At 68.0% G+C, this 21,823-nt stretch carries 21 protein-coding genes; 10 read left to right on the top strand and 11 right to left on the bottom strand.

Going from position 1 to position 21,823, the window contains the following annotated elements:
* Positions 1-38: 38 nt before the first annotated feature.
* From AS181_RS21525 to AS181_RS21515, 3 genes are all read right to left on the bottom strand, one after another.
* The gene (locus AS181_RS21525; RefSeq protein WP_010840619.1) at positions 39-344 is read right to left on the bottom strand and encodes a DUF1416 domain-containing protein; all 306 of its coding nucleotides are present in this window, start codon (positions 342-344) and stop codon (positions 39-41) included.
* A gap of 5 nt (positions 345-349) precedes the next feature.
* Positions 350-1,189, bottom strand: a complete 840-nt coding sequence (locus tag AS181_RS21520) for a sulfurtransferase (RefSeq protein ID WP_058253541.1) — start codon at positions 1,187-1,189, stop codon at positions 350-352.
* A 389-nt stretch (positions 1,190-1,578) separates the two neighbouring features.
* Positions 1,579-2,436, bottom strand: a complete 858-nt coding sequence (locus AS181_RS21515; RefSeq protein WP_058253540.1) for an LmeA family phospholipid-binding protein — start codon at positions 2,434-2,436, stop codon at positions 1,579-1,581.
* A 211-nt stretch (positions 2,437-2,647) separates the two neighbouring features.
* Here AS181_RS21515 and AS181_RS21510 point away from each other — a divergent pair, with 211 nt between their 5' ends.
* Positions 2,648-3,454, top strand: coding sequence for a winged helix-turn-helix domain-containing protein (locus AS181_RS21510; protein ID WP_058253539.1), 807 nt, complete (start codon positions 2,648-2,650; stop codon positions 3,452-3,454).
* Positions 3,435-4,358, top strand: a complete 924-nt coding sequence (gene mshD, locus AS181_RS21505) for a mycothiol synthase (protein ID WP_058253538.1) — start codon at positions 3,435-3,437, stop codon at positions 4,356-4,358. Before AS181_RS21510 ends, mshD begins: the two co-directional genes overlap by 20 nt.
* Here the strand turns inward: mshD and AS181_RS25495 are convergent.
* Positions 4,349-4,624, bottom strand: a complete 276-nt coding sequence (locus AS181_RS25495) for a hypothetical protein (RefSeq protein ID WP_058253537.1) — start codon at positions 4,622-4,624, stop codon at positions 4,349-4,351. The genes mshD and AS181_RS25495 overlap by 10 nt on opposite strands.
* Positions 4,618-4,929 carry a hypothetical protein gene (locus AS181_RS25490; RefSeq protein ID WP_058253536.1) on the bottom strand — a complete coding sequence of 104 codons (312 nt, stop codon included), beginning with the start codon at positions 4,927-4,929 and terminating at the stop codon, positions 4,618-4,620. Before AS181_RS25490 ends, AS181_RS25495 begins: the two co-directional genes overlap by 7 nt.
* 195 nt (positions 4,930-5,124) lie before the next feature.
* On the opposite strand from AS181_RS25490, the gene pstS reads away from it, so the two are divergent.
* From pstS to pstB, 4 genes are all read left to right on the top strand, one after another.
* Positions 5,125-6,204 carry a phosphate ABC transporter substrate-binding protein PstS gene (pstS, locus tag AS181_RS21490; RefSeq protein WP_058253535.1) on the top strand — a complete coding sequence of 360 codons (1,080 nt, stop codon included), beginning with the start codon at positions 5,125-5,127 and terminating at the stop codon, positions 6,202-6,204.
* A 142-nt stretch (positions 6,205-6,346) separates the two neighbouring features.
* A complete protein-coding gene (gene pstC / locus AS181_RS21485; RefSeq protein WP_058253534.1) occupies positions 6,347-7,375 on the top strand; it encodes a phosphate ABC transporter permease subunit PstC in 1,029 nt (342 codons plus the stop codon).
* Positions 7,376-7,377: 2 nt separating this feature from the next.
* Positions 7,378-8,277, top strand: coding sequence for a phosphate ABC transporter permease PstA (gene pstA / locus AS181_RS21480; protein ID WP_058253533.1), 900 nt, complete (start codon positions 7,378-7,380; stop codon positions 8,275-8,277).
* Positions 8,278-8,322: 45 nt separating this feature from the next.
* Positions 8,323-9,099 (top strand): phosphate ABC transporter ATP-binding protein PstB, encoded by a 777-nt coding sequence (gene pstB / locus AS181_RS21475; RefSeq protein ID WP_004022008.1) that lies wholly within the window; start codon positions 8,323-8,325, stop codon positions 9,097-9,099.
* Between the two features lie 77 nt (positions 9,100-9,176).
* On the opposite strand, the gene AS181_RS25215 is transcribed toward pstB, so the two are convergent.
* The 6 genes from AS181_RS25215 to AS181_RS21450 form a co-directional block, all read right to left on the bottom strand.
* On the bottom strand, positions 9,177-9,326 hold the full coding sequence (locus AS181_RS25215; RefSeq protein ID WP_165629676.1) for a hypothetical protein: 150 nt from the start codon (positions 9,324-9,326) through the stop codon (positions 9,177-9,179).
* A gap of 165 nt (positions 9,327-9,491) precedes the next feature.
* The gene (gene phoU, locus AS181_RS21470) at positions 9,492-10,154 is read right to left on the bottom strand and encodes a phosphate signaling complex protein PhoU (protein WP_058253532.1); all 663 of its coding nucleotides are present in this window, start codon (positions 10,152-10,154) and stop codon (positions 9,492-9,494) included.
* Positions 10,155-10,260: 106 nt separating this feature from the next.
* Positions 10,261-12,513, bottom strand: coding sequence for an LCP family protein (locus AS181_RS21465; protein WP_058253531.1), 2,253 nt, complete (start codon positions 12,511-12,513; stop codon positions 10,261-10,263).
* Positions 12,514-12,689: 176 nt separating this feature from the next.
* The gene (dusB, locus tag AS181_RS21460) at positions 12,690-13,856 is read right to left on the bottom strand and encodes a tRNA dihydrouridine synthase DusB (protein WP_280361797.1); all 1,167 of its coding nucleotides are present in this window, start codon (positions 13,854-13,856) and stop codon (positions 12,690-12,692) included.
* A 59-nt stretch (positions 13,857-13,915) separates the two neighbouring features.
* Positions 13,916-14,908 carry an acyl-ACP desaturase gene (locus AS181_RS21455; protein WP_058253529.1) on the bottom strand — a complete coding sequence of 331 codons (993 nt, stop codon included), beginning with the start codon at positions 14,906-14,908 and terminating at the stop codon, positions 13,916-13,918.
* A gap of 346 nt (positions 14,909-15,254) precedes the next feature.
* Positions 15,255-15,806: a nuclear transport factor 2 family protein gene (locus tag AS181_RS21450; protein ID WP_058253528.1), complete on the bottom strand. Its 552-nt coding sequence runs from the start codon at positions 15,804-15,806 to the stop codon at positions 15,255-15,257.
* A 105-nt stretch (positions 15,807-15,911) separates the two neighbouring features.
* Here AS181_RS21450 and AS181_RS21445 point away from each other — a divergent pair, with 105 nt between their 5' ends.
* The 4 genes from AS181_RS21445 (at position 15,912) to AS181_RS21430 (ending at position 21,495) form a co-directional block, all read left to right on the top strand.
* Complete coding sequence (locus tag AS181_RS21445; protein WP_058253527.1) at positions 15,912-17,804, top strand: serine/threonine-protein kinase; 1,893 nt, start codon at positions 15,912-15,914, stop codon at positions 17,802-17,804.
* On the top strand, positions 17,804-18,640 hold the full coding sequence (locus AS181_RS21440; protein ID WP_058253526.1) for a hypothetical protein: 837 nt from the start codon (positions 17,804-17,806) through the stop codon (positions 18,638-18,640). Before AS181_RS21445 ends, AS181_RS21440 begins: the two co-directional genes overlap by 1 nt.
* Before the next feature lie 132 nt (positions 18,641-18,772).
* Entirely contained in the window at positions 18,773-20,173 is a 1,401-nt protein-coding gene (locus AS181_RS21435; RefSeq protein ID WP_058253525.1) for a WS/DGAT/MGAT family O-acyltransferase, read from the top strand.
* Positions 20,174-20,409: 236 nt separating this feature from the next.
* Entirely contained in the window at positions 20,410-21,495 is a 1,086-nt protein-coding gene (locus AS181_RS21430) for an IS110 family transposase (RefSeq protein ID WP_091344265.1), read from the top strand.
* The last annotated feature ends 328 nt before the right edge of the window (positions 21,496-21,823 follow it).

Genomic DNA, 21,823 nt, shown 5'->3' with positions numbered 1-21,823 from the left:
GCGGATGCGGTGACCGGGCTGCCGGGTCGAGCGTGGCGTCACTTCGAGACGGTGATGTCCTTCTCGTGGATGCCGGGGCCCTCGGGGCTGATCGTCACGTCGCCGTTGCCCACCGCGGACAGGGCGCGCAGCGTCCAGGTGCCGGGGGCGGCGAAGAAACGGAAGTCGCCGGTGGGCGATGCCACGACCTCGGCGGTGAACTCACCGGTCGAGTCGAGCAGACGCACGAAGGCGCCGGCGACGGGCGAACCCGAGCCGTCGGTGACCTGTCCGGTCAGGACGGTCTCCTTCTCCACGTCGACGCCAGCGGGCAGCTTCTGTCCCTGCTTGGGTGCAGCACACATATCTCTTACTTTCCTTCTCCGAGTTCGATCGGGACGCCGATCAGCGAGCCGTACTCGGTCCAGCTGCCGTCGTAGTTCTTGACGTTCTGCTGGCCGAGCAGTTCCTTCAGCACGAACCAGGTGTGGCTCGACCGCTCGCCGATGCGGCAGTACGCGATGGTGTCCTTCGAGCCGTCGAGTCCCGCCTCGCCGTAGAGCTCCTTGAGCTCCTCGTCGGACTTGAAGGTGCCGTCCTCGTTGGCGGCCTTGCTCCACGGCACGTTGATCGCGCTCGGGATGTGACCGGGACGCTGGCTCTGCTCCTGCGGGAGGTGGGCCGGCGCGAGGATCTTGCCGGAGAACTCGTCCGGGCTGCGCACGTCGACGAGGTTCTTGGTGCCGATGGCGTCGACGACCTCATCGCGGAACGCGCGGATGCTGACATCCGGCTCGCCGGCCTTGTAGGTCGTGGCGGGACGGCTGACGGCGTCGCTGGACAGCGGGCGACCGTCGAGCTCCCACTTCTTGCGGCCGCCGTCGAGGAGCTTGACGTCGTTGTGGCCGTACAGCTTGAAGTACCAGTAGGCGTATGCAGCGAACCAGTTGTTGTTGCCGCCGTAGAGGATCACGGTGTCGTCGTTCGCGATCCCGCGCTCGGAGAGCAGCTTGCCGAACTGTTCGGCATCGACGAAGTCGCGGCGGACCGGATCCTGCAGGTCGGTCTTCCAGTCGAGCTTGACGGCGCCGGCGATGTGCCCGCCGTCGTAGGCCGAGGTGTCCTCGTCGACCTCGACGAAGACGGTCTTGTCGGCATTGAGGTTCTGCTCAGCCCATTCGGTGCTGACCAGGACGTCGGAACGTGCCATGGCGGTGTCCTTTCGGAGTGGATCGGTGATGGTCGTCGAACGGATGGAGATGGTGGAGACGGTGAGGCGCGAGAAGGATGCCCGCGTCTCGGGGAGATGAGCACGGGTGACGGCGCATGGGAACGAGGTCGCAGACCTCGGTGGAGACGCCCCCGTTCTCATCGACGGTGTGGGCGGACCGGCTGCTCAACGCAGCACGGGTTGGTCACACCGTCAACGGCGAGTGCGACAACAGCAGTCGGCGACACGACAGAAGTCGATCGCCCGGCGTCGTGTGAGCAAGTACTCACGGCGCTGCTGCATGCCCACGAGGGTACAACAGAGCCGATCGAGCCCCCAACGGCCGGGGTGCTTTGCCGCCGAGACCGGGAGAACACGGTCTGAACTGCTCAGAAGCGGTCGAGGCGCACCGATGCCGGACCGGAGTCGCCGACCAGTTGGACGTCCCCGCCGAAACTCTCCGCGCGATCGGGTTCGACATCCCAGGCCATCGGCAGGCGCGGGAGCGTCAGGCTGAACCGATCGAGCACGGCGGCGCGGAATTCCGCCGGGACCTCGGCGTCGACGTGGCGTTCGGGGCCGGTGTAGAAGCCGGTCGCCCGGATGTCCAGTGCGCCGTCGACGACGGAGAGGTCGACGGACACACTCACCCGCACCTTGGGGCGGTCGTAGGACGACGCCGACGGCGGGTCGGCGGGATCGAGCCCGTCGCCCGGCGGCAGTGCGACCGTGCCGGTGAGCACGACGCCGGTCTCGCGACTGACGATGCCGTCCTGGGGCCCGCCTGCGCCCGCCGTGTCGTCCGGTCCCGGGGTGCTGACGGTCAGGTCGATGATGCGCAGATACCGGGCCAGGGTGACGGCATCGAGGCGGGTGTACGCCGAGATCGAGCCGGTGTGGAGAACATCACTCGCCGAGAATCCGCTGCCGTCGGCCACGTCGAACGGGCCGAGAGAAGCACCCAGCTCACCGCGGCAGACTCCGCGGGCGGGCGGACACCCGGGTAGTTCGACGCCGCGGGCGGCGATCGTGGCCCCGTCGAAGTGACCGGCGGACGACTGCGGGGTGAACGGGAAACCCGCGATGGTGACCTCGGGATCGAAAGTCACGCGGGGGGATTGGGCGAGGGCGCGGGAGAACTGATGCTCCCCGCGAACGGCGGCCCCGACGTCGACGCCGAGCGCGACCCCCGCGGCGGCCAGGGCGGCGACCACACCGATGACGAGCACTTTCCGGATGCGCGGCATGCTCGGCCGATCACCCTCCCCGTCGTGGTCATCCGGCGGTCGTGGTCGCCTTGTTAACAGGTGAGCGCGCCGGTGGCGCTATTCTGTCACCTATCTCGCACACGTTGGTAAGGCGGCGTAAACAATCGCCGAGCCACGCGCGGGTGGCGTTCACGTCGTGGTGAGCGATCTGGATGGTCCGGGACGGGGACGAACGAGATCGGAGTGCTGGGTGGATCTCTTGTTGTTGACGGCCGACCCGAATCCGGAGTCGGTCTTGCCGTCGTTGTCGCTGCTCGCGCACACGGTGCGGACCGCTCCGACCGAGGTGTCGTCACTCATGGAGGCGGGGAACGCCGATGTGGCGCTGGTCGATGCCCGCGCCGACCTGGCGGCGGCCCGCGGGCTGTGCCGCCTGTTGGGCAGCACCGGCTCCTCGGTGCCGGTCGCGGCGGTGCTGACCGAGGGCGGGCTGGTCGCGGTCAACGCGGACTGGGGCATCGACGAATTCCTGCTGCCGGGTACCGGTCCGGCCGAACTCGATGCCCGGTTGCGCCTGCTCGTGGTTCGAACCCGGGGGGTTGCTGCGGAGGAGTCCTCGGGCAAGGTCACGCTGGGGGAACTCGTCATCGACGAGGGGACCTACACCGCACGCCTGCGCGGACGTCCGCTCGACCTGACCTACAAGGAGTTCGAGCTCCTGAAGTACTTGGCGCAGAATGCGGGTCGCGTGTTCACGCGCGCCCAGCTGCTCCAGGAGGTGTGGGGGTACGACTTCTTCGGCGGCACCCGCACCGTCGACGTCCATGTCCGTCGACTCCGCGCCAAACTCGGCAGCGAGCACGAGTCGCTGATCGGGACCGTCCGCAACGTCGGATACAAGGCAGTCCGTCCGACGCGTGGCCGGGCGCCCGCGGCCGACGCCGACCTGTCCGAGGACGCCTCTGGCCCCGATGCGGTCGGCACCGATGACTTCGACGACGCGCTCGACGGTCCCGATCCGTTCGACGAGGAGTTCAGTGCCAGTGCCGGGAACTGAGGACCCGCAGGTGCGTCGAGGCGCACTGCCCGACGACGTCGCTGAATTCGCTCACCGTTTGGTGCGCGAGGCGAACGACGCCGATGGTGTCGCCCCGCTCTCGGAGGGGGCGGTCGCCGCGATCGACGCCCCCGAGGGCTCGCCGATCGTGCACGTCAGGTCGAAGGCGGGGTACGCCGTCATCGTCCCCGGTCGCGACGGCGAGCCGGCGATGATCGAGGCGGTTGTCGACCCGGCGCACCGACGGGAGGGACATGGCCGGGCGCTGCTCGACGCGGCGTTCGGGGCCGCGCCCGAATCGGGGTCGGGGGTCCGGGTGTGGGCTCATGGAAATCTGCCTGGTGCGGTGGCGCTCGCCGCGGCGATGGGGCTGACGAAACGTCGCGAACTGCTGCAGCTGCGCCGCCCGGTCGGACCCGGCCACGAACTCCCCGAACTCGTCGTCGACCCGACGGTCGACCTGCGGACCTATGCCGGACCGGCCGATGACGCCGAGATCCTGCGGGTGAACAACGCGGCCTTCGACTGGCATCCCGAGCAGGGTGGCTGGTCGCCGGAGCAGATCCGTGAACGGGTTGCCGCCGACTGGTTCGATCCGGCGGGTTTGTTCCTCGCCTTCGACCGTGCCGGCGACGGATCGGGCGGGGGAGATGGCAAGCTCCTCGGGTTCCACTGGACGAAGCGGCACGACGCGGACCTCGGCGAGGTGTACATCGTCGGCGTCGATCCTGCGGCGCAGGGTCGCGGACTGGGTCGGTTGTTGACGCTCGCCGGCCTGCATCACCTTGCGCGCGAGGGCGTCTCGGAGATCAACCTCTACGTGGAGGGTGACAACGTCGCCGCGCTGCACACCTACGAGCGCCTCGGGTTCACCCGATACGCCGTCGACGTCGCCTACGGCTGAGGCTGCCCGAGTGCGGCGCCGATGGCGTCGACGACGTCGCCGATGTGGGGCTCGCGAACCACGGACAGGTGATTGCACTCGAGACGGAGGACGTCGACGTCCCCGGTCACGATGTGCCGCCGCCACACCGAAGGGTCGTCACGATTCTCGCTGCCCTGCACCACGAGCGCGCGACCGGTGTACGGGCGGGGGCGGTGCAGCCGCGCCACCCGGACACCGAGTTCCTCGAGCGCCTGCGCGTCGGCGGTCGGCGAGGTTCTCACCACACCGGCGAGCGGAACCCGAATTCGTCGGCGCCACGATTCTTTCCGGGGAGCGGTTCATATGTGGTGGCCGTCGTGAGGGACGGGTCGGCGCGCTTGGCGCGATGCAGCACCCGCGGTGGGACGAACGTGTCCACCACGACGACCAGATCGACATGGTGCCCGTCGGCCTCGAGGCGTCGCGCGGCCGCCGGTCGTCGGGCAGGCCACCGGGCGGTCTCGCCGGTGGGGCGAGGGCAGGAGCCCGCCCCGGGTGTGCGGGCCGATTCGCGCGAGCCCGACGATCCGTCCTGTAGCCAGGTGCCCAAGTCTCGAATGTCGGGTTACGCAGATCACGTACGATCACGCCTGGGCAGGTCGCATCCCGTCTGCCTTGGCCAGTTCACCTGTCGTTCATCTTTTGGAGGGGATCAGTCCACCACGCCCCCATAGCTTTCCACTCGGACACTCCGGAGCCGACGCCGGTCGGAGCGGGGAACGCGAACGGAAAGGCAACACCAGCGGTGAAAATCAATCGGAACGGCGCCCTGGCGTCGGTGTCGGCGATCGCGGCACTGACACTCGTCACGGCGTGCGGCGGTGGGGGAAGCGAACAGACTGTCAGCGGCGAGGGCTCGACCGCGCAGCAGAAGGCCATGGAGCACTTCAGCCAGGTCCTCACCGACAACAGCGACATCGTGCTCGACTACACCGGCAGCGGCTCGGGCGACGGCATCAAGAAGTTCATCGCGGGCGACGTCGACTTCGCCGGCTCGGACTCGGCCCTCAAGGACGACGAGGTCACCGACGCCACCGCACGTTGCAACGGCAACGCCCCCTGGCACCTCCCGCTGGTCGTCGGCCCCGTCGCGGTCGCCTACAACCTCGACGGTGTCGAGGACCTCAAGCTCAATCCCAGCGTCATCGCGCAGATCTTCAACGGCAAGATCACCACCTGGAACGATCCCAAGATCGCCGCGCTGAACCCCGGTGTGTCGCTGCCCACCACCGACATCGTCCCGGTCTACCGCTCGGACAGCTCGGGTACCACCGACAACTTCCAGCGCTTCCTGGAGAACGCGGCTCCGGCTGACTGGCCGTACGAGCACAGCAAGGAATTCGCGCCCAAGGGTGTCGGTTCCGGTGCCTCGAAGTCGACCGGCGTCGGCGACACCGTCAGCAAGACCCCCGGTTCGATCACCTATGTCGAGTGGGGCTTCGCCACCGAGAACAACCTCGGTGTCGCCCAGGTCGACTTCGGTGCCGGTCCGGTCACGCTGAACGCGGAGAGCGCGGGCAACGCCCTCGAGTCGCTCGCCTTCGCCGATCCGGCCAGCAAGGACCTCGTCGTCGACACCGACGCCCTGTTCGCCTCGAAGGCTCCGGGCGCCTACCCGCTGCTGCTCACCCCGTACTCGATCGTCTGCTCGGCGGGCTACGAGGACGAGGCCACCAGCCAGACGCTGAAGGACGCGTTCACCGCGGTCCTGAACGACGGCCAGGCCGGTCTCGAGGAGATCGGCTACGTGCCGGTGCCCGACGCCTTCAAGACCAAGCTGCAGGGGACCATCGACTCGCTGTCCGGTGGGTCCGGAAACGCCTGATCAATCCCCTCTGATCACGTGCGCGGGGCCGCCTCGGTTGCGGCCCCGCGCGTGTGGTTGACACACTGACACGACATTTCGCGTGTCCACGAGACGGCGGGAAGTGGCCCCAATGACCAGAGCCGAATCACAAGAAGGACGCATGACCTCGCTGAGCAAAGAGGGTGGCGCGATCCCGCCGGACACCGGCGAAGTCCAGGCCCCCGGGTCATCGCCCGACCAACCCGGATCCTCGCTCCACGCGGCCGCGCATCACCGCGTCGCCGATCGGGTGTTCCGCACCCTGGCCGTCGGCTCGGGATTCGTGGTCTCGATCGTCATCGCGCTGATCGCACTCTTCCTTCTCGCACAGGCGATTCCGTCGCTGGCGCAGAACGAGGAGAACTTCTTCACCTACACCGGGCAGTGGATCACCAGCGGAGATCAGCTCGCCTTCGGTATCCCCCAGCTGTTCTACGCAACGGTCGTGGTGTCGGTCATCGCGTTGCTGATCGCCATGCCGGTGGCGCTGGGTATCTCGATCTTCCTCACCGAGTACGCGCCGAAGCGGTTCGTCGGCCCGATCACCTACACCGTCGACCTCCTCGCCGCGGTGCCGTCCATCGTCTACGGCCTCTGGGGCATCCTCGTGCTCGGCCCGGCGCTGGTGCCGGTGAACGAGTGGCTGGTCGGCAATCTCGGCTTCCTGCCGTTCTTCCAGGAACCCACCCAGATCGCGAACATGAGCACCGGCGGCACGCTGCTGACCGCAGGCATCGTGCTGGCGGTCATGATCCTGCCGATCATCACCGCGGTCACCCGCGAGGTCTTCATGCAGACCCCCAAGGGGCATCGTGAGGCCGCGCTCGCCCTGGGCGCCACCAAGTTCGAGGTCGTCAAGGTCGCCGTGCTGCCCTTCGGGTTCTCCGGATACATCTCCGGTTCGATGCTCGGCCTGGGCCGCGCGCTCGGCGAGACGATGGCCCTGCTGCTCATCATCTCGACCGCCGGTCCCATGAACTTCAACCTCATGGAGAGCGGCGAGACCTTCGCGACCAAGATCGCCAACAACGCGGCCGAATTCGACTCGCCCGCCAAGACCGGCGCCTACATCTCGGCCGGCCTGACCCTGTTCGTCCTGACCTTCATCGTCAACGCCGCCGCCCGCGCGGTCGTCGCCGGAAAGAAGTGACCATGTCTGTGACCACGACTACTTCCGCGGCCGATCCGGTCAAGAAGCCCTCCGGCTTCACCCCGATGTCCGGGCGTCGGCGTTTCACCGACGGGACCGTCCGCGTCGCCGTCATGGCCGCCCTGCTGCTGGCGCTGGTTCCCCTGCTCTGGCTGGTCTTCACGCTGGTGTCGCGGGGTATCGAGACGATCATCGACATCGACTGGTGGACCCAGGCCGAGCGACGCGGCGGCGCCGCCAATGCGATCGTCGGCACGCTGATGCAGACCGCCCTCGCGGCGGTCATCTCCATCCCGCTCGGCATCTTCGTCGCCATCTATCTGGTGGAGTACGCGACGAAGAAATCGCTCCTCGCGCGTGTCACCACGTTCATGGTCGACATCCTCTCGGGTGTGCCCTCGATCGTCGCCGCGCTGTTCGTCTACGCGGTGTGGCGCACCACCCTCGGATTGCCCCGCTCGGGATTCGTGGTCGCGATCGCGCTGGTGTTGCTGATGGTCCCGCTCGTGGTGCGCGCCACCGAAGAGATGCTGAAGATCGTCCCGCAGGACCTTCGCGAGGCGTCGTACGCCCTGGGTATCCCGAAGTGGAAGACGATCGTGAAGATCGTCCTGCCGACGGCCCTGTCGGGCATCGTCACCGGCGTGATGCTGGCCATCGCCCGGGTCATGGGCGAATCGGCGCCGGTCCTCATCCTCGTCGGTGCCACACGCGCGATGAACTGGAATCCCTTCGACGGCAACCAGCAGTCGCTGCCGCTGATGATGGTGCAGCAGTACAACAACGGACCGGGCGCCTTCGATCAGGTATGGGGCGCGGCGCTGACATTGGTGATCCTCGTTGCCATCGTCTACTTCGGCGCCAAGGCGGTGTCGAAGATCTTCGCCCCCAAGACTTCCTGACCTCCCACCCTTCTCGGGTCATCTTTTCCAGAACGGACCAATGACATGGCAAAGCGCCTCGACATCAAAGACCTGAACATCTATTACGGCGACTTTCACGCGGTCAAGGACGTCACCCTCGAGGTGCCGCCGCGCTGCATCACCGCGTTCATCGGCCCGTCGGGCTGCGGTAAGTCGACCGTGCTCCGAACCCTCAACCGCATGCACGAGGTCACCCCGGGTGCCTACGCCAAGGGCAGCGTGCTGCTCGACGGCGAGGACATCTACGGCAAGACCGTGGACCCGGTGAGCGTGCGCGCGACCATCGGCATGGTGTTCCAGCGGCCGAACCCGTTCCCGACGATGTCGATCCGCGACAACGTCGTCGCCGGCCTGCGTCTGCAGGGTGTGCGGAACCGATCACAGCTCGACGACGTCGCCGAGAAGAGCCTGCGCGGCGCCAACCTCTGGGAAGAGGTCAAGGATCGCCTCGACAAGCCGGGCGGCGGACTGTCGGGTGGTCAGCAGCAGCGTCTGTGCATCGCCCGCGCCATCGCGGTCTCTCCCGACGTCCTGCTCATGGACGAGCCGTGTTCGGCGCTCGACCCGATCTCGACGCTGGCCATCGAGGACCTGATGGGTGAACTCAAGAAGGAGTACACCATCGTCATCGTGACCCACAACATGCAGCAGGCCGCCCGCGTCAGCGACCAGACCGCGTTCTTCAACCTCGAGGCGGTCGGCCAGCCGGGACAGCTCGTCGAGATCAACGACACCGAGACGATGTTCTCGAACCCGACGAAGAAAGAGACCGAGGACTACATCTCGGGCCGCTTCGGCTGAGCCTCCGCGCACGAACAGGCCCGCTCACCCGTCCGGGGGAGCGGGCCTCGTCGTGCCTGGGTCGTCGTGTCGGGGTGTCACATGTTGAGCAGCAGGATCACCAGCAGGGCGACCAGCGACGCGGTCACACCCAGGTACGCCAGGATCTTGCGGCGGTGGGCGGCAGCCTCTGCGTCCTCGTCGGTCACCGCATTGAAATCGGGCTCGGTCGGATAGTGCTGGGCCATGTCGCCACCCTAACGACGACCTCGGCGCGTGTGAAATCTCCTCGACGTCGCTGGGGCCCAGATATTCACGGACACGAAAAAAGGCCGAGATTCAGTGTCGGAAACTGAATTCTCGGCCTCTTTCGGTGTGGCCCTCGCTCGATGTTCAGCACCGAGCGAGAGAAATCACCCCACGCTCTGGAACTGCTCCGGGGTCTTGCCCGTCGCGGTGAACACCACGCGGCGCCCGATGAGTACGGCGTGGTCGGCGAACCGTTCGTAGTAGCGGCCGAGCAGGGTCACGTCCACCGCGGCGGCGACGCCGTGCTTCCATTCGCGGTCCATCAGGACGGTGAACAGGTGGCGGTGGAGGTCGTCCATGGCGTCGTCGTCTTCCTGGAGACGAAGGGCGGCCTGCGGGTCGCTGGTCACGAGGACCTCATGTGCGTTCTTGGCCAGGGTGACGGCCAGGCGGCCCATCTCGGCGAAGTAGCCGTTGACCTCCTCCGGGAGTGCCTTGGCGGGATGCCGGCGCCGGGCGACCTTGGCGACGTGCAGCGCCAGTGCACCCATCCGATCGGCGTCGGCGACGATCTGGAATCCACTCACGACTCCACGCAGGTCACCGGCGACCGGGGCCTGCAGGGCGAGGAGCGCGAAGGACTGTTCCTCCGCGCGAGCCGTCAGCCGGCTCATCCGGTCGGTGTCCCCGATGACCTCTTCGGCGATGGCGAGATCGGCCTGCAGCAGTGCCTGCGTGGCGCGCGCCATCGCGGTGCCGGCGAGCTCGCACATCTCACCCAATACCGAGGTCAGCGCCTCGAGTTGCTCTTGATAGGCGGTACGCATGGTCCAAGGATACGTGCGTGATCACTCCTGGCCGACTCCGATCGATGAACGTCCAGTGAACGTCGGGTGCAGATCCGTCCACCTGCGAGTGCACCGACACCTGAAATCACGTACAGGTGGTGTCGCCCGCGTTCGTGATGGCCAGGTCGTTGGGCAGATTGCCGGTGTTCTCCGCAGGTGCGAGCTGGTTCGCCGTCAGGGTCGCCCCGGAGGCCGGTACCGACTCCAGGGAGCCGGTGAAATCCGCACCGACGATGAGCTCGACACCCGACTTGACCGTGCGGTCGAGCTGGATGCTCGCGTTCGGGAACATCTCGGCCAGCGTCGCGGCGGCGTCGCGCTGTCCCGGCCCGTAGCGCACGACGGTGTCGTCGCGGTTCTCCGAGGCATCGGCGACACCCCGAACGTCGAAACCGTACGGCGTGAGCTGCTCGGACACCTCGGTGGCGAGGCCCGTCTGGCCCGTGCCGTTGAGAACCCGGACGCCGACATTGCCGGGGTTCTGGGCGGTCGCGGTCACGGGTCCGGGAGCACTGGCGTTCGAGTCGGTACTCGGTGCGCCGGGAGTCGTCGGCGCCTTCGACGACGACGGCGGCTTCTTACGCGCCTGCTCGCCGGGGAGTGGCAGGTCGTCGATGATGGCGTCGAAGATCGCGTCGATGTCGCTGGTGCGCGGGATCTCGTTGTTGGCGCCGTCGGTGGAGGTACCCGACGTCGGGATCGTCAGGAACGAGACGCGGCCGGCCTCGATGCCCTGCATCGACTCGGCCAGGTTGATGAGCGACTGGGTGTCGACGCCGTCGACGTAGCTGTATTCGATGAACGTGTTGACGATCCCGTTGAGTTTGTTGGGGTTCGACAGCACATTGCCCGACAGGCTCGACCGCAACAGCGACGACATGAAGAGCTGCTGGCGTTTGATCCGGCCGTAGTCGCCGTTGCCCTCCGTGCTGATGTTGCGGGCGCGCACGTAATTCAGCGCACGGCGGCCGGTCAGCTTCTGCTTGCCCGGCTTGCGCAGGATCTGGCCGATCTCGTAGTCGTAGAGCGGCACCGTCGAGCAGACCTCGACGCCGCCGATCGCGCGGACCACCTTCTCGAAGCCGACGAAGTCCATCCCGATGAAGTGGTTGATGTTCAAACCGCTCATCGCGGTGATCACGCGCACGAGACACTGCGGGCCGCCCGCGGCGTAGACGCCATTGAGTTTCACGTCGTAAGCCGGTTGCATCTCGGCGCCATAGGCGCCGGTCGTGTTGTCCCAGGCGCGGCAGGCCGGCTGGTCGACCTGCAGGTCTCGCGGGAACGACACCGCGACGACGCGACTGCGGTTGGCCGGGATGTTCACCAGGATGACGGTGTCCGAACGGGCGCCCTCGGCGTCGGCGGTGGTGCCGGCGCCGACCCTGGAGTTCTGGCCACCGCGGGTGTCGGTACCGACGATGAGGTACGTCTCGTCGCCGTACTGGGCGTCCTTGTTCCGAATGTTCTGGTCATCGGGGTCGACGGCGGTGACGTTCCGCCAGTTGCCGTTCCACGACTGCAGGTAACCCCAGACGAAGCCGGTGCCCACCAGTGCGAGCACGCACGCGATGGCGACCAGGATGCGTCCGGTCGCGGCGGTCTTGCGCAGCATCGCGCGCTGCCGGTCCTCGTCGCGTCCGGGATGGCGCCGAGGCGCCGAGCGCAGGGCGAGGGGTTCGGTGAGGTCGGGTGTGCGTTCCAGCGGGGGCTGGGCCGGCGGTCCGGCCGGGCCGCCGGCGACCGGCTCCTGCGCGCGGGATTCCTCGATCACCCGCTGCTCGGTGGCGCGATCGGACAGGTCGGGCGCGGCGTCGCCGACGGTGGGGATCTTCTGGGTGACCTCGTTGTCGAAACGATGGACGGTCGTCGGGCGGTCGTCGGGCGCCGGCTGCGGAGCTGCGGGGACCCGCCCGCCCGGGGCCGACGGTGGCGTGGCATTTCCGCCGAACGGCGGTCCGGTGCGGCGAGACCGCCCGCGGGTCGACGACGGGGGCTCGGACGTCCGCGACTCCGGGCGCGGCGGAGTAGCGCGGCGGGTGCCGGACCGGCCGGAGCCGGCGGGGGGCTCCGACGGTGACGACTCCTCCGCGTTCATCTGCTCCATGAGCTGGCGAACCGTCAGGCGAGTGCGTCCCCGGACGAAGCGATCTGCCGAGCGTGGCTCGCGGAGGCTGGGGTGCGCCGGGGGAGGGGAGCCCGGGTCGGTGGAACCGGGCGCATCCGGACCGGGGACGGGCTCGAAGTCGTCGCGGGAGCGTCCGGCGCGTCGACCACGACGAGAGCGACCGGCGTCGCCCACCTCGGGGTCGTCCGGGCCCGGTGTCCTACGACTCAATGCACGTTCCTCATGCCCCGTGGTCGTGTCGCGGAGTCACCGCGGATCGGGGCTCGACCAGCGCGGTGCGCACAGAATGGAGGCCCCGGCGGCCGGGACCTCCGCGCAATAGTACTGATCCCACCTGAGAAAGCGTCTCAGCCGGGCACCGGTTGTGACGGTTTTCGCAATCCGGTTCAACCGCCGGAGTGCATGATCTCGGCGCCTGCGGGGATCACGTCCTCGTCGGGGTCGTCGAGCCAGCCGTCCGGCAGCGCGACCTTCGCCGGCGAACCCTGCCGGCCGCGCGGGCCGTGACCGTCGGAGGGGAACGGCGCGTCGGCCGGCAGCTCGGCGAGCAGTTCACGTAGTTCGTCGACGCTGCCGACGAGCGCCATCCGCCGCCGGATCTCCGAGCCGGCCGGGAAACCGCGGAGGTACCAGGCGACGTGCTTGCGGATCTCGCGGCAACCCTTCATCTCGCCGTGGTGATCGACGAGGAGCTGGCAGTGCCGGACCATGATGTCGGCGACCTCGCCCAGGTTCGGCGGCGCCGGCGCGTCGAAACCGCCGAGTTCGGCGGCGAGTTCGGCGAACAGCCAGGGCCGGCCGAGGCAACCGCGGCCGACGACGACGCCGTCGCAGCCGGTCCGGCGCATCATCGCGACCGCATCGGCGGGTTCGAAGATGTCGCCGTTGCCGAGCACCGGAACGGTGGTGACGTGCTCCTTCAGGCGGGCGATCTCGTCCCAGTCGGCCTCACCGGAGTATCGCTGCGATGCGGTGCGCGCGTGGAGGGCGACGGCCGCGGCACCTTCTTCGGCGGCGATCCGGCCGGCGTCGAGATGGGTGCGGTGATCGTCGTCGATGCCGATCCGGAACTTGACCGTCACCGGGATGTCGGTACCCTCGGTGGCCCGGACGGCCGCCGCGACGATCTTGCGGAACAGCGTGCGCTTGTAGGGGATCGCCGACCCCCCGCCCTTGCGGGTCACCTTGGGGACCGGGCAGCCGAAGTTCATGTCGATGTGGTCGGCGAGATTCTCGTCGACGATCATCTTCGCGGCTTGGTACGTGTACTCCGGGTCGACGGTGTAGAGCTGCATCGACCGCGGGTTCTCGTCGGGTCCGAAGGTCGTCATGTGCATCGTGACCGGGTGCCGCTCCACGAGCGCGCGGGCCGTGACCATCTCACAGACGTACAACCCGGAGACGGTTCCGGTGCGGGCGAGCTCGAGTTCGCGGCACAGCGTCCGGAACGCGACGTTGGTGACACCCGCCATCGGGGCCAGTACGACCGGGCTGGCCAGTTCGATGGACCCGATACGCAGTCCCTTCGAGACGCTCGCAAGCTCGCTCCTCAGGGAGCTGGGAAGCGAGCCCTCGGTGGTCGAGGGCGCCGGGTGGCTGTCGACGAGGGTGCTCAGGATGCCTGCTGCTCCCGCTTCTTGGCCTCGCGGGCGAGCGAACGGTCGCGCATCTCCTCGAAGCGGATGGTGTCCTTCTCGAGCTGCTCGAGGAAGGCGGCGAGCTCCTCGCGGGTCTTCTCGCCCTCGCTGCTGAAGTCGTCGCGTTCGAAGACGTTCCACTTACGCAGGACCGGCATGACGACCTCTTCGAGGTGCTGACGCAGGTCGTAGATGCCGTGCTTGGCCATGAGCACGCCGTGGCGACGGAAGTTGGGCATACCGGCGCCGGGCATCTGGAAGTTGGTCACGATGTCGGTGACGGCGCGCAGCGTCTGGTCGGGGGAGATGTCGAAGCCCGCACCGCAGATGTTGCGGTAGAAGATCATGTGCAGGTTCTCGTCGGCCGCGATGCGCTGCAGCATCTTGTCGGCGATCGGGTCGTTGCACGCCTTGCCGGTGTTGCGGTGGCTGACGCGGGTCGCGAGTTCCTGGAAGGTCACGTACGCCACGGAATGCAGCAGACCGAGCTCGTCGGCGTGCTCCTCGAGCTCGTCCACGCGTCCGGCGGCGGCCAGCATCGGGTCGTAACCATTGGTCATGTGGATCATCCGCGCCTCTTCGAGGGCGACGGGATCGACGCCGCGGGTGACCACGAGGTAGTCGCGCATGACGATGCCGTGGCGGTTCTCCTCGGCGGTCCAGCGACCGACCCAGTGGCCCCAGGCGGAGTCCATCGAGAAGTTGTCGGCGATGACACGGTGGTACGACGGCAGGTTGTCCTCGGTGAGGAGGTTCGTGATCATCGCGGCCTTGGCGACCTCGTCGAGCTGCGACTGCTCGGGGTCGTAGTCGACGCCACCCAGGGCGGCGAAGTTACGGCCCTCGTCCCACGGCACGTAGTCGTGCGGGTTCCAGTCCTTGGCGATCTTGAGGTGGCGGTTGACGTTGTCTTCGGCAACCGGGGCCAGCTCCTTGAGTAGCTCGAGTTGCGTCAGGTCGCGTGCCATATAGATGTCCTCCGAACGGTGTCCGCGTGTGTCGTCATTGCGTGTCGTCGTCGTGCGTCGTGTCGATCGATCCGCGTGCGTGGCCGGCGGCCACGACCGTGGTTCGCGACGTCGTCGTGGGGAGGTGCGCACCCGCCCACCGAACCGTGGTGTGTCGGGCCGGGTCCCCCGCGCCGCCCCGTCGCCACTGGTCAAAGTTCTAGCGTACGGCACGCACACCGGTGTCCCAAGTCCGTCGCCTGGGTTTCGTTCACGCCCGCGCGTCGCGTTACGCGTCCGGCCGGTGGTGTCGGTCACGTCGGTACGGGCGACGCCGGAACCGGTGTTCGTGCAGGTCGGCGGGCCCTCAACCGGAACGTGGACGCGAGGTGAACATCGCGCCCGTCGTCTCCATCCACGCCGTGGCCGGTTCGTCGATGGTGCCCAGTTCGCGTGCCTTCTCACACCAGCGCATCGCCGCGCGCCCGAACTCCATCGGGTTGTAGACGTCCTCTTCGCGACTCCACCGGCCGTCGCCGGCGTAGGTGAGGATGGTGATGTTGGTGGCGGTGATGTGTGTCGAGTCGCCCGGATCGCGCATCGGGTTGTCGACTTCGCAGATGACCCGGCCGGTCGGCGCGTCGACCACATGCCACAGCGAGGGGAACCCGGTCATGTGACTGCCGGGGAACGACGTCATCGTCCGCCAGATCCAGGTCCGGATCTCCTCGCGGCCGCGCATGGTGCCCAAGGCGTGCTCGATGTAGTCGGCGTCTTCGGTGAACAGTTCGGCATAGCGATCCCAGTCCCGGGTCACGGCGATCTCGGCGACCGTGCGCTGGAACCGTGCGAAGGCCTCGTCGAGCTCTGCCGGGGTGAATTCGGCGGTCGTCGGGGTCGGGTTCTCGGTGGTTTCCATCGCCGCCGATCGTAGAGTCCGCACCGGTGTGGTCCACCGCGTTTCGCGACAATCGGTACCATTCGTCCCCAGCACAGCCACCGCACACGGATCGGTGAGGACGTCATGTACCAGGTAGGGGACCTGATCGCGGGGTACCGCGTCCTCGACGTGCTCGGACGCGGCGGCATGGGCGAGGTCTACCAGGCCGCGCATCCCCGGCTGCCGCGCGCCGACGCCCTGAAGGTGCTCCGCTCGGTCCACGCCGCGGACCCGGTCTTCCGCGCGCGGTTCGAACGCGAAGCCGACATCGTCGCTCCGCTGCACCATCCCAACATCGTGGCCGTCTACGACCGTGGCGTCTTCGACGAGTTGCTGTGGATCGCGATGGAGTACGTGCCGGGTACCGACGCGGCCCGGATGCTCGCCCGGGAGTCGCCCCTCGACCCCGGTCTCGCGTGCACGATCATCGCCGGGGCGGCGGCGGGTCTGGACGCGGCGCACCGGCGCGGCGTCATGCACCGGGACATCAAACCGGCAAACATCCTCATCACGCCGGGCGCGGACGGCGACACCGACAGCGCCCCGGAGGCCGTCAAGCTCACCGACTTCGGCATCGCCCAGGTCCTCGACGAGGTGACCCACCTGACCGGTACCGGGATCACCATCGGGACCATGCGCTACGCCTCGCCAGAGCAGATTGAGGGGTTGCGCGTCGACGGCCGGAGCGACATCTATTCTCTCGCTGCCACCGCGTACGAACTCCTCACCGGTGCACCGCCGTTCGATTCACCGTCGCTGCACGGACTGATGACCGCGCACATGCATCACGAACCCCCGTCGGCGAGCGCCCGCAACCGGGCGCTGCCCGCCGGGGTCGACGCCGTGCTCGCGCGGGCGATCGCCAAGGAGCCGGGTCGCCGTCACCCGACGGCGGGGGAGTTCGCCGCCGCGCTCGCCGACGTCTTCGATTCCCGCGCAACGCTCATCGGCCCGGCGATCAGGCCCGAGCCCCCGACGGAGCCCCCGGCCGGGACCCCCGTCGGGCCCGCACCGGCCGGTCCAAAACCGAGCCCGGGGTTCCGGCACGTCGGCGCCGGCGTCGCGGGGAGCACGGGGTACACGCCACCGCCCGTGCAACCGGGTCCGTTGCAGACCTGGCCACCCGATGACGATGCGACGCAACCCACTTCCGTCCGTCGGCCTCGCCACCTCGCCGCGATCGCCATCGTGGCGGTGCTCGTTGCCGGAATCCTCGGCGCCGGAATCGGTTTCGCACGCATGTCGGCCACCTCCCTGGACACCCCCGATCCCCCGGACGTGGAGGTCACGACCACCGCTGTCGAATTGACCTGGAACGGCGTGGCCGGGGCCACCGACTACGTGGTCACCCAGAACGAGGACGTGATCTATTCCGGGCCCGCCACCGAGTTCACTGCGCCCCGGCCGGTGCCCGGCATGTACACGTATCAGGTCGCCGCGCATGACGGCGGCCGGGTGTCGGACTTCTCCCGGAACTCCGAACAGGTCGATGTCTTCATGACATGGGGCGAGTTGCAGCCCATCGCCGACCTGTACCACGACCTGATCCCGGCCACGCCGTTGAGCACCAACGGCTTCGACGCGATGCGCTGCTGGGGCGAGGACGGCGATCTCGCGTTCTCGTCGAGCAAACGCACCGTGTCGTGTACCCGCGACGCCGACGCCGCGACCGGCGACGACAGCGGGCGGGCGTCGGACCCGGGTGTGGCGGCGTATCAAGTGATCGTCGACACCTACGAGACCCCGGAGGAAGCGGTCGCGGCGGCGAGGGTGACCGCCCACGACCTCCGCGGCGTCGACTACACCACCGCGCAGGGGCACACCGGCACGCTGTACCTGTCGGACAAGCAGCGGGATCAGGGGCAGGCGATCCTCACCTTCGACGATGGCGACCATGCCCGCTCGGTGGTGTGGGTGGTCGTCCCGGGTGAGCCCGCCGCCGCAGCCGGCGACGTTCTGCGAAGGCTGCCGATCTGATGACCTCGCCGACACCCTCGACGGCCCCCACCACGACACCGCGCTCGCCACGCCGGTTCGAGTCGGGCCCGTGGCTGATCGGGCTGATCGTGCTCGTCGCTGCGGTGGTCGCCGTCGGCGGCTTCGTCGTCGTCCGGTCGGTGACCGCGCCCGACGCGCCGGACACCCCCGGCGGCCTGACCCTGCAGGCGCGACCGGGACGGGTGGTCGCGTCGTGGGACCCGGTCGCCGGGGCGTCGGCCTATCAGCTGCTCCGCGGCGACGGCTACGTCGTCCACCAGGGACCCGAGACCTCCGCCGAGGACGTGAGTGTGCCTGCCGGAGAACATGATTACCGGGTCATCGCGATCCGCGCGGGTGTGTACTCCGAGCCTGGGCCCGTGCAGCGGGTCCGGACGGGCGCGAGCTGGGGGGAGTTCGCGCCGCTGGTGGCGCAGTTCCCGGAGCTGCTCCCGCAGGCCCCCGACACCGCGGCGCAGTGGATGAACACCGAGTGCATCCGCCGATACTCCGGCGGCCGCGACGAGGTCGGGCCGTCGGAGACCGGAGCGGGTCAGGTGCGCACCGTGTTCGTCGTCCGATGTGCCGCGGGCTCGGTCGATCGCCCCTTCGGGGTGTTCTGGTTCGCGTCCCGAGATGCGCTGAACGCGGAGTACTCGCGTTCCTCGGCGACGTCGCGGCCGGTGCGATGGCGGCACGGGACGGGGTTGATCGACGAGAACGGACGCGGGGTCTTCAAGATCACCGACGACCCGTCGCGCGAGCTGGCCATGATCGTCGTCCTCGAAACGGATGGACAAGACATTCTGGACATGGTCGACGCGCTGCCGCTCTGAGCCGGGATCATCTGGCATCTCGACGCCGTCACGGCTGTGTCGGAACCGACCCCGCCGGGGTCGTCACGTGCGGCATGATGGCGTGGGGTGCCCACGGGGTCGGGTGCCCGACGTCGAGGGAAGGCGAATCCCATGCAGCGCTTGAGCGGACTGGACGCATCGTTTCTCTACCTCGAGACGCGCTCGCAACTGATGCATGTCATCGGTCTGTTCGAGATCGATCCGAGCACCATGCCGGGCGGCTACCGCTTCGACAAACTCCGCGCCGAGATGGAACGACGCATCGCTGCCATACCCGCGTTCCGGCGGAAACTCGACAACTCGCTGTTCAACATCGACCACCCGGTGTGGATCGAAGACGAGGACTTCGACATCGAGCGTCACGTGCACCGGGTCGGCGTGCCGGCCCCCGGCGGCGCCGGCGAGGTCGCCGAACTGTGCGGTCATCTGGCCGGACAGACGCTCGACCGGGGCAAGCCGCTGTGGGAGCTGTGGATCATCGAGGGTCTCGCCGACGGCCGGGTCTGCGCGATGCTGCGCATGCACCACGCCGGGACCGACGGTGTGACGGGCGCCGAGATGCTCGCCCAGATGTGCACGCTCACGCCCGAACCGCCGGATCTCGACGCGGAGAAGGTGGGGGAGTCGGCCGGCCCGTCGTCGCGCGTCGCGATGGCCGCGGGCGGCGCGGTCAACTACTTCGTGCAGCGGCCCCTCGCCATGGCCAAACTGCTCCCCCGCACGTTGAGCGTGCCCGTCGGCTGGTTCCGTCGGGCACAACAGGATTCGGCGATGCCCGCACCGTTCCGTGCCCCGCGGACTCGGTTCAACGCACCCATCACCCCGCACCGCAGCATCGCCGTCACCCAGCTCTCGCTCGACGATGTGAAGCGAGTGAAAGACCACTTCGAGGTGAAGCTCAACGACGTCGTGCTCGCGATGGTCGGCGGGGCACTGCGCACCTACCTGCTCGGCCACGACGAGCTCCCCGATCGTCCGCTGGTCGGGATGGTCCCGGTCTCGGTGCACGGCGCCGACGAGAAGGACCTCGTCGTCGAGGGCACCAACAAGGTGACCGGCATGTTCACCCTGCTGTCCTCCGACGAGCCCGATCCGGTCGCGCGGCTGCGGAAGCAGGCAGAGCTGAGCCGGACCTCGAAGGAGCACCACGCCGAGATCGACGCGAACATCCTGCGGTCCTGGGCGCAGTTCGCTCCCGGTACGACACTGTCCACCGCGATGAAGATCTACGGCGACCGCAACTGGGCGTCGGCGCATCCGCCGGTGTTCAACGTCCTGGTGTCCAACGTCGCCGGCCCGGATTTCCCGCTGTACTTCCTCGGCGCGCGCGTGACCGGCGTCTACCCGCTGGGCCCGATCATGCATGGCCTGGGACTCAACATCACGGTCTTCTCCGCCGACGGCAACCTCAACATCGGCATCGTCGGCTGCACCGATCAGACCCCGGACCCGTGGGCCATCGCGAACGCCTTCGACGACGAGATCAAGCAGCTCCTGGCCGCCTGCGACTGATCCGCAAGAACCGCATGCCCCCTGGTCCCGTTCTGCTCCCGGAGCTTGCGGAGGGCGCGACCACACTGCTCCCTGATCCGAAAGAACGACATAACCATTGCTCCCTGAGGTGCGAGGAGCGATAGACGGTATGAGGGCCTTGGGGCCGAAGGCCTCAAGCTGCAAACACATCGTGGGTTGCTGCTGCTGAGTTCACACTCTGCGGTAGCACCACATTGCAGATCAGGAGGCCTCCGGTGATTGTTCAGGGTACAAGTGTCGGATTGGATGTTCACGCACGCTCGGTGGTCGCTCATGCCATCGATGAAGACACCGGGCAGGTGATTCGGCAGACCTTGGTCCCCGATGCGGCGACCATCGTCAGCTGGCTACAAGGCCTGGCCCCGCCGGTGCGGGTGGCCTATGAGGCCGGTCCGACCGGCTTCGGATTGGCGCGGGCGATCACGGCGGCCGGGATGGGGTGTGTGGTTGCCGCGCCCTCGAAGCTGCAGCGGCCAGCCGGGGACCGCGTCAAGACCGATGCCCGAGACGCTGCACACTTGGCGAAGTTGCTGCGCCTGGGCGAAGTGGTGGCGGTCAGTGTTCCTGAGGTGGGCACCGAAGCCGCACGGGATCTGGTCCGCGCCCGCGAGGACGCCCGCAGCGACCTGATGCGCGCTCGGCATCGATTGTCCAAACTGCTTCTGCGACAGGGGATCGTCTACTCCGGCGGGAAACCCTGGACCGGTGTTCATCAGCGGTGGCTGCAGCGTCAACGTTTCGAGCTGCCGCTGCTGCAAGCCGCCTTCGACAACGACCTGGACGCGGTGTTGAGCGTGACCGCCCGCCGTGACCGCCTCGATGAGCTGATCGAACAGACCGCGGCCACCGATCCGTGGCAGGCGGTGGTCACCCGGCTGTCGTGTTTGCGGGGTGTGTCGACGCTGACCGCGTTCGCTCTGGCGGTCGAGATCGGCGACTGGTCACGGTTTAGCGGCGCCACGATCGGCTCCTACGCAGGATTGGTGCCCTCGGAATACTCGACCGGCGGGACCCGCAGTCAGGGATCGATCACCAAGGCCGGTAACGCCCACGTGCGGCGGCTACTGGTCGAGGCGGCCTGGCAACACCGACGCCCCTACGCCACACCCGGACAGACCATGCGCCGCCGGTGGGAGGCGGCCTCACCGGCTGCCCGCGCCCGTGGCCATGCCGGCAATCGTCGGCTACACAAGCGCTGGCAACAATTCGACCGCCGCAGCAAACATCCCTGCGTGGCCAACACCGCGATCGCTCGTGAGCTCGCCGGCTGGTGCTGGTCGCTGGCGGTGCTCGACGACTAACCAGCACTGACACACAATCTTGGCCACCCGTCGCGGGACTCCCGCTGTGGTGAACAGGGAACGAATCCACGGCGTCGCTATGTGCGCCAGCACTTTTGGGTGCACGGTACGCACGTTTACATAGACCCGTCGGCCAGCGTTTTCATCTCCTGTCGAACACCGTTGAGCGGTAACCAACCCGCGTATATCAGTCCGACAACACCGTCGCGAGTAACGACCACCACACACCGCGGCGGGTGGCCAACCCCACAACAGCCCCTGAGAAGGAGGCAATTTCGCCATGGGACTTGACAGAGCAGCACTACATATCAGCGACGAGCCACGAAGG

This window comes from Gordonia sp. SGD-V-85, from assembly GCF_001456905.1.
In the GTDB taxonomy this organism is placed as follows: Bacteria; Actinomycetota; Actinomycetes; order Mycobacteriales; family Mycobacteriaceae; genus Gordonia; species Gordonia hongkongensis.
This window is presented reverse-complemented; position numbering and strand designations above follow the sequence as displayed.

Bases quoted from the DNA above. Each gene is read 5' to 3' on its own strand.
- AS181_RS21525 (WP_010840619.1), bottom strand. From the start codon at position 344: ATGTGTGCTGCACCCAAGCAGGGACAGAAGCTGCCCGCTGGCGTCGAC.
- pstB (WP_004022008.1), top strand. From the start codon at position 8,323: ATGGCAAAGCGCCTCGACATCAAAGACCTGAACATCTATTACGGCGAC.
- pstA (WP_058253533.1), top strand. From the start codon at position 7,378: ATGTCTGTGACCACGACTACTTCCGCGGCCGATCCGGTCAAGAAGCCC.
- AS181_RS21445 (WP_058253527.1), top strand. From the start codon at position 15,912: ATGTACCAGGTAGGGGACCTGATCGCGGGGTACCGCGTCCTCGACGTG.
- AS181_RS21515 (WP_058253540.1), bottom strand. From the start codon at position 2,436: ATGCCGCGCATCCGGAAAGTGCTCGTCATCGGTGTGGTCGCCGCCCTG.
- AS181_RS21455 (WP_058253529.1), bottom strand. From the start codon at position 14,908: ATGGCACGCGACCTGACGCAACTCGAGCTACTCAAGGAGCTGGCCCCG.
- pstC (WP_058253534.1), top strand. From the start codon at position 6,347: ATGACCTCGCTGAGCAAAGAGGGTGGCGCGATCCCGCCGGACACCGGC.
- AS181_RS21435 (WP_058253525.1), top strand. From the start codon at position 18,773: ATGCAGCGCTTGAGCGGACTGGACGCATCGTTTCTCTACCTCGAGACG.
- AS181_RS21520 (WP_058253541.1), bottom strand. From the start codon at position 1,189: ATGGCACGTTCCGACGTCCTGGTCAGCACCGAATGGGCTGAGCAGAAC.
- AS181_RS21450 (WP_058253528.1), bottom strand. From the start codon at position 15,806: ATGGAAACCACCGAGAACCCGACCCCGACGACCGCCGAATTCACCCCG.
- phoU (WP_058253532.1), bottom strand. From the start codon at position 10,154: ATGCGTACCGCCTATCAAGAGCAACTCGAGGCGCTGACCTCGGTATTG.
- AS181_RS25215 (WP_165629676.1), bottom strand. From the start codon at position 9,326: ATGGCCCAGCACTATCCGACCGAGCCCGATTTCAATGCGGTGACCGAC.
- AS181_RS21440 (WP_058253526.1), top strand. From the start codon at position 17,804: ATGACCTCGCCGACACCCTCGACGGCCCCCACCACGACACCGCGCTCG.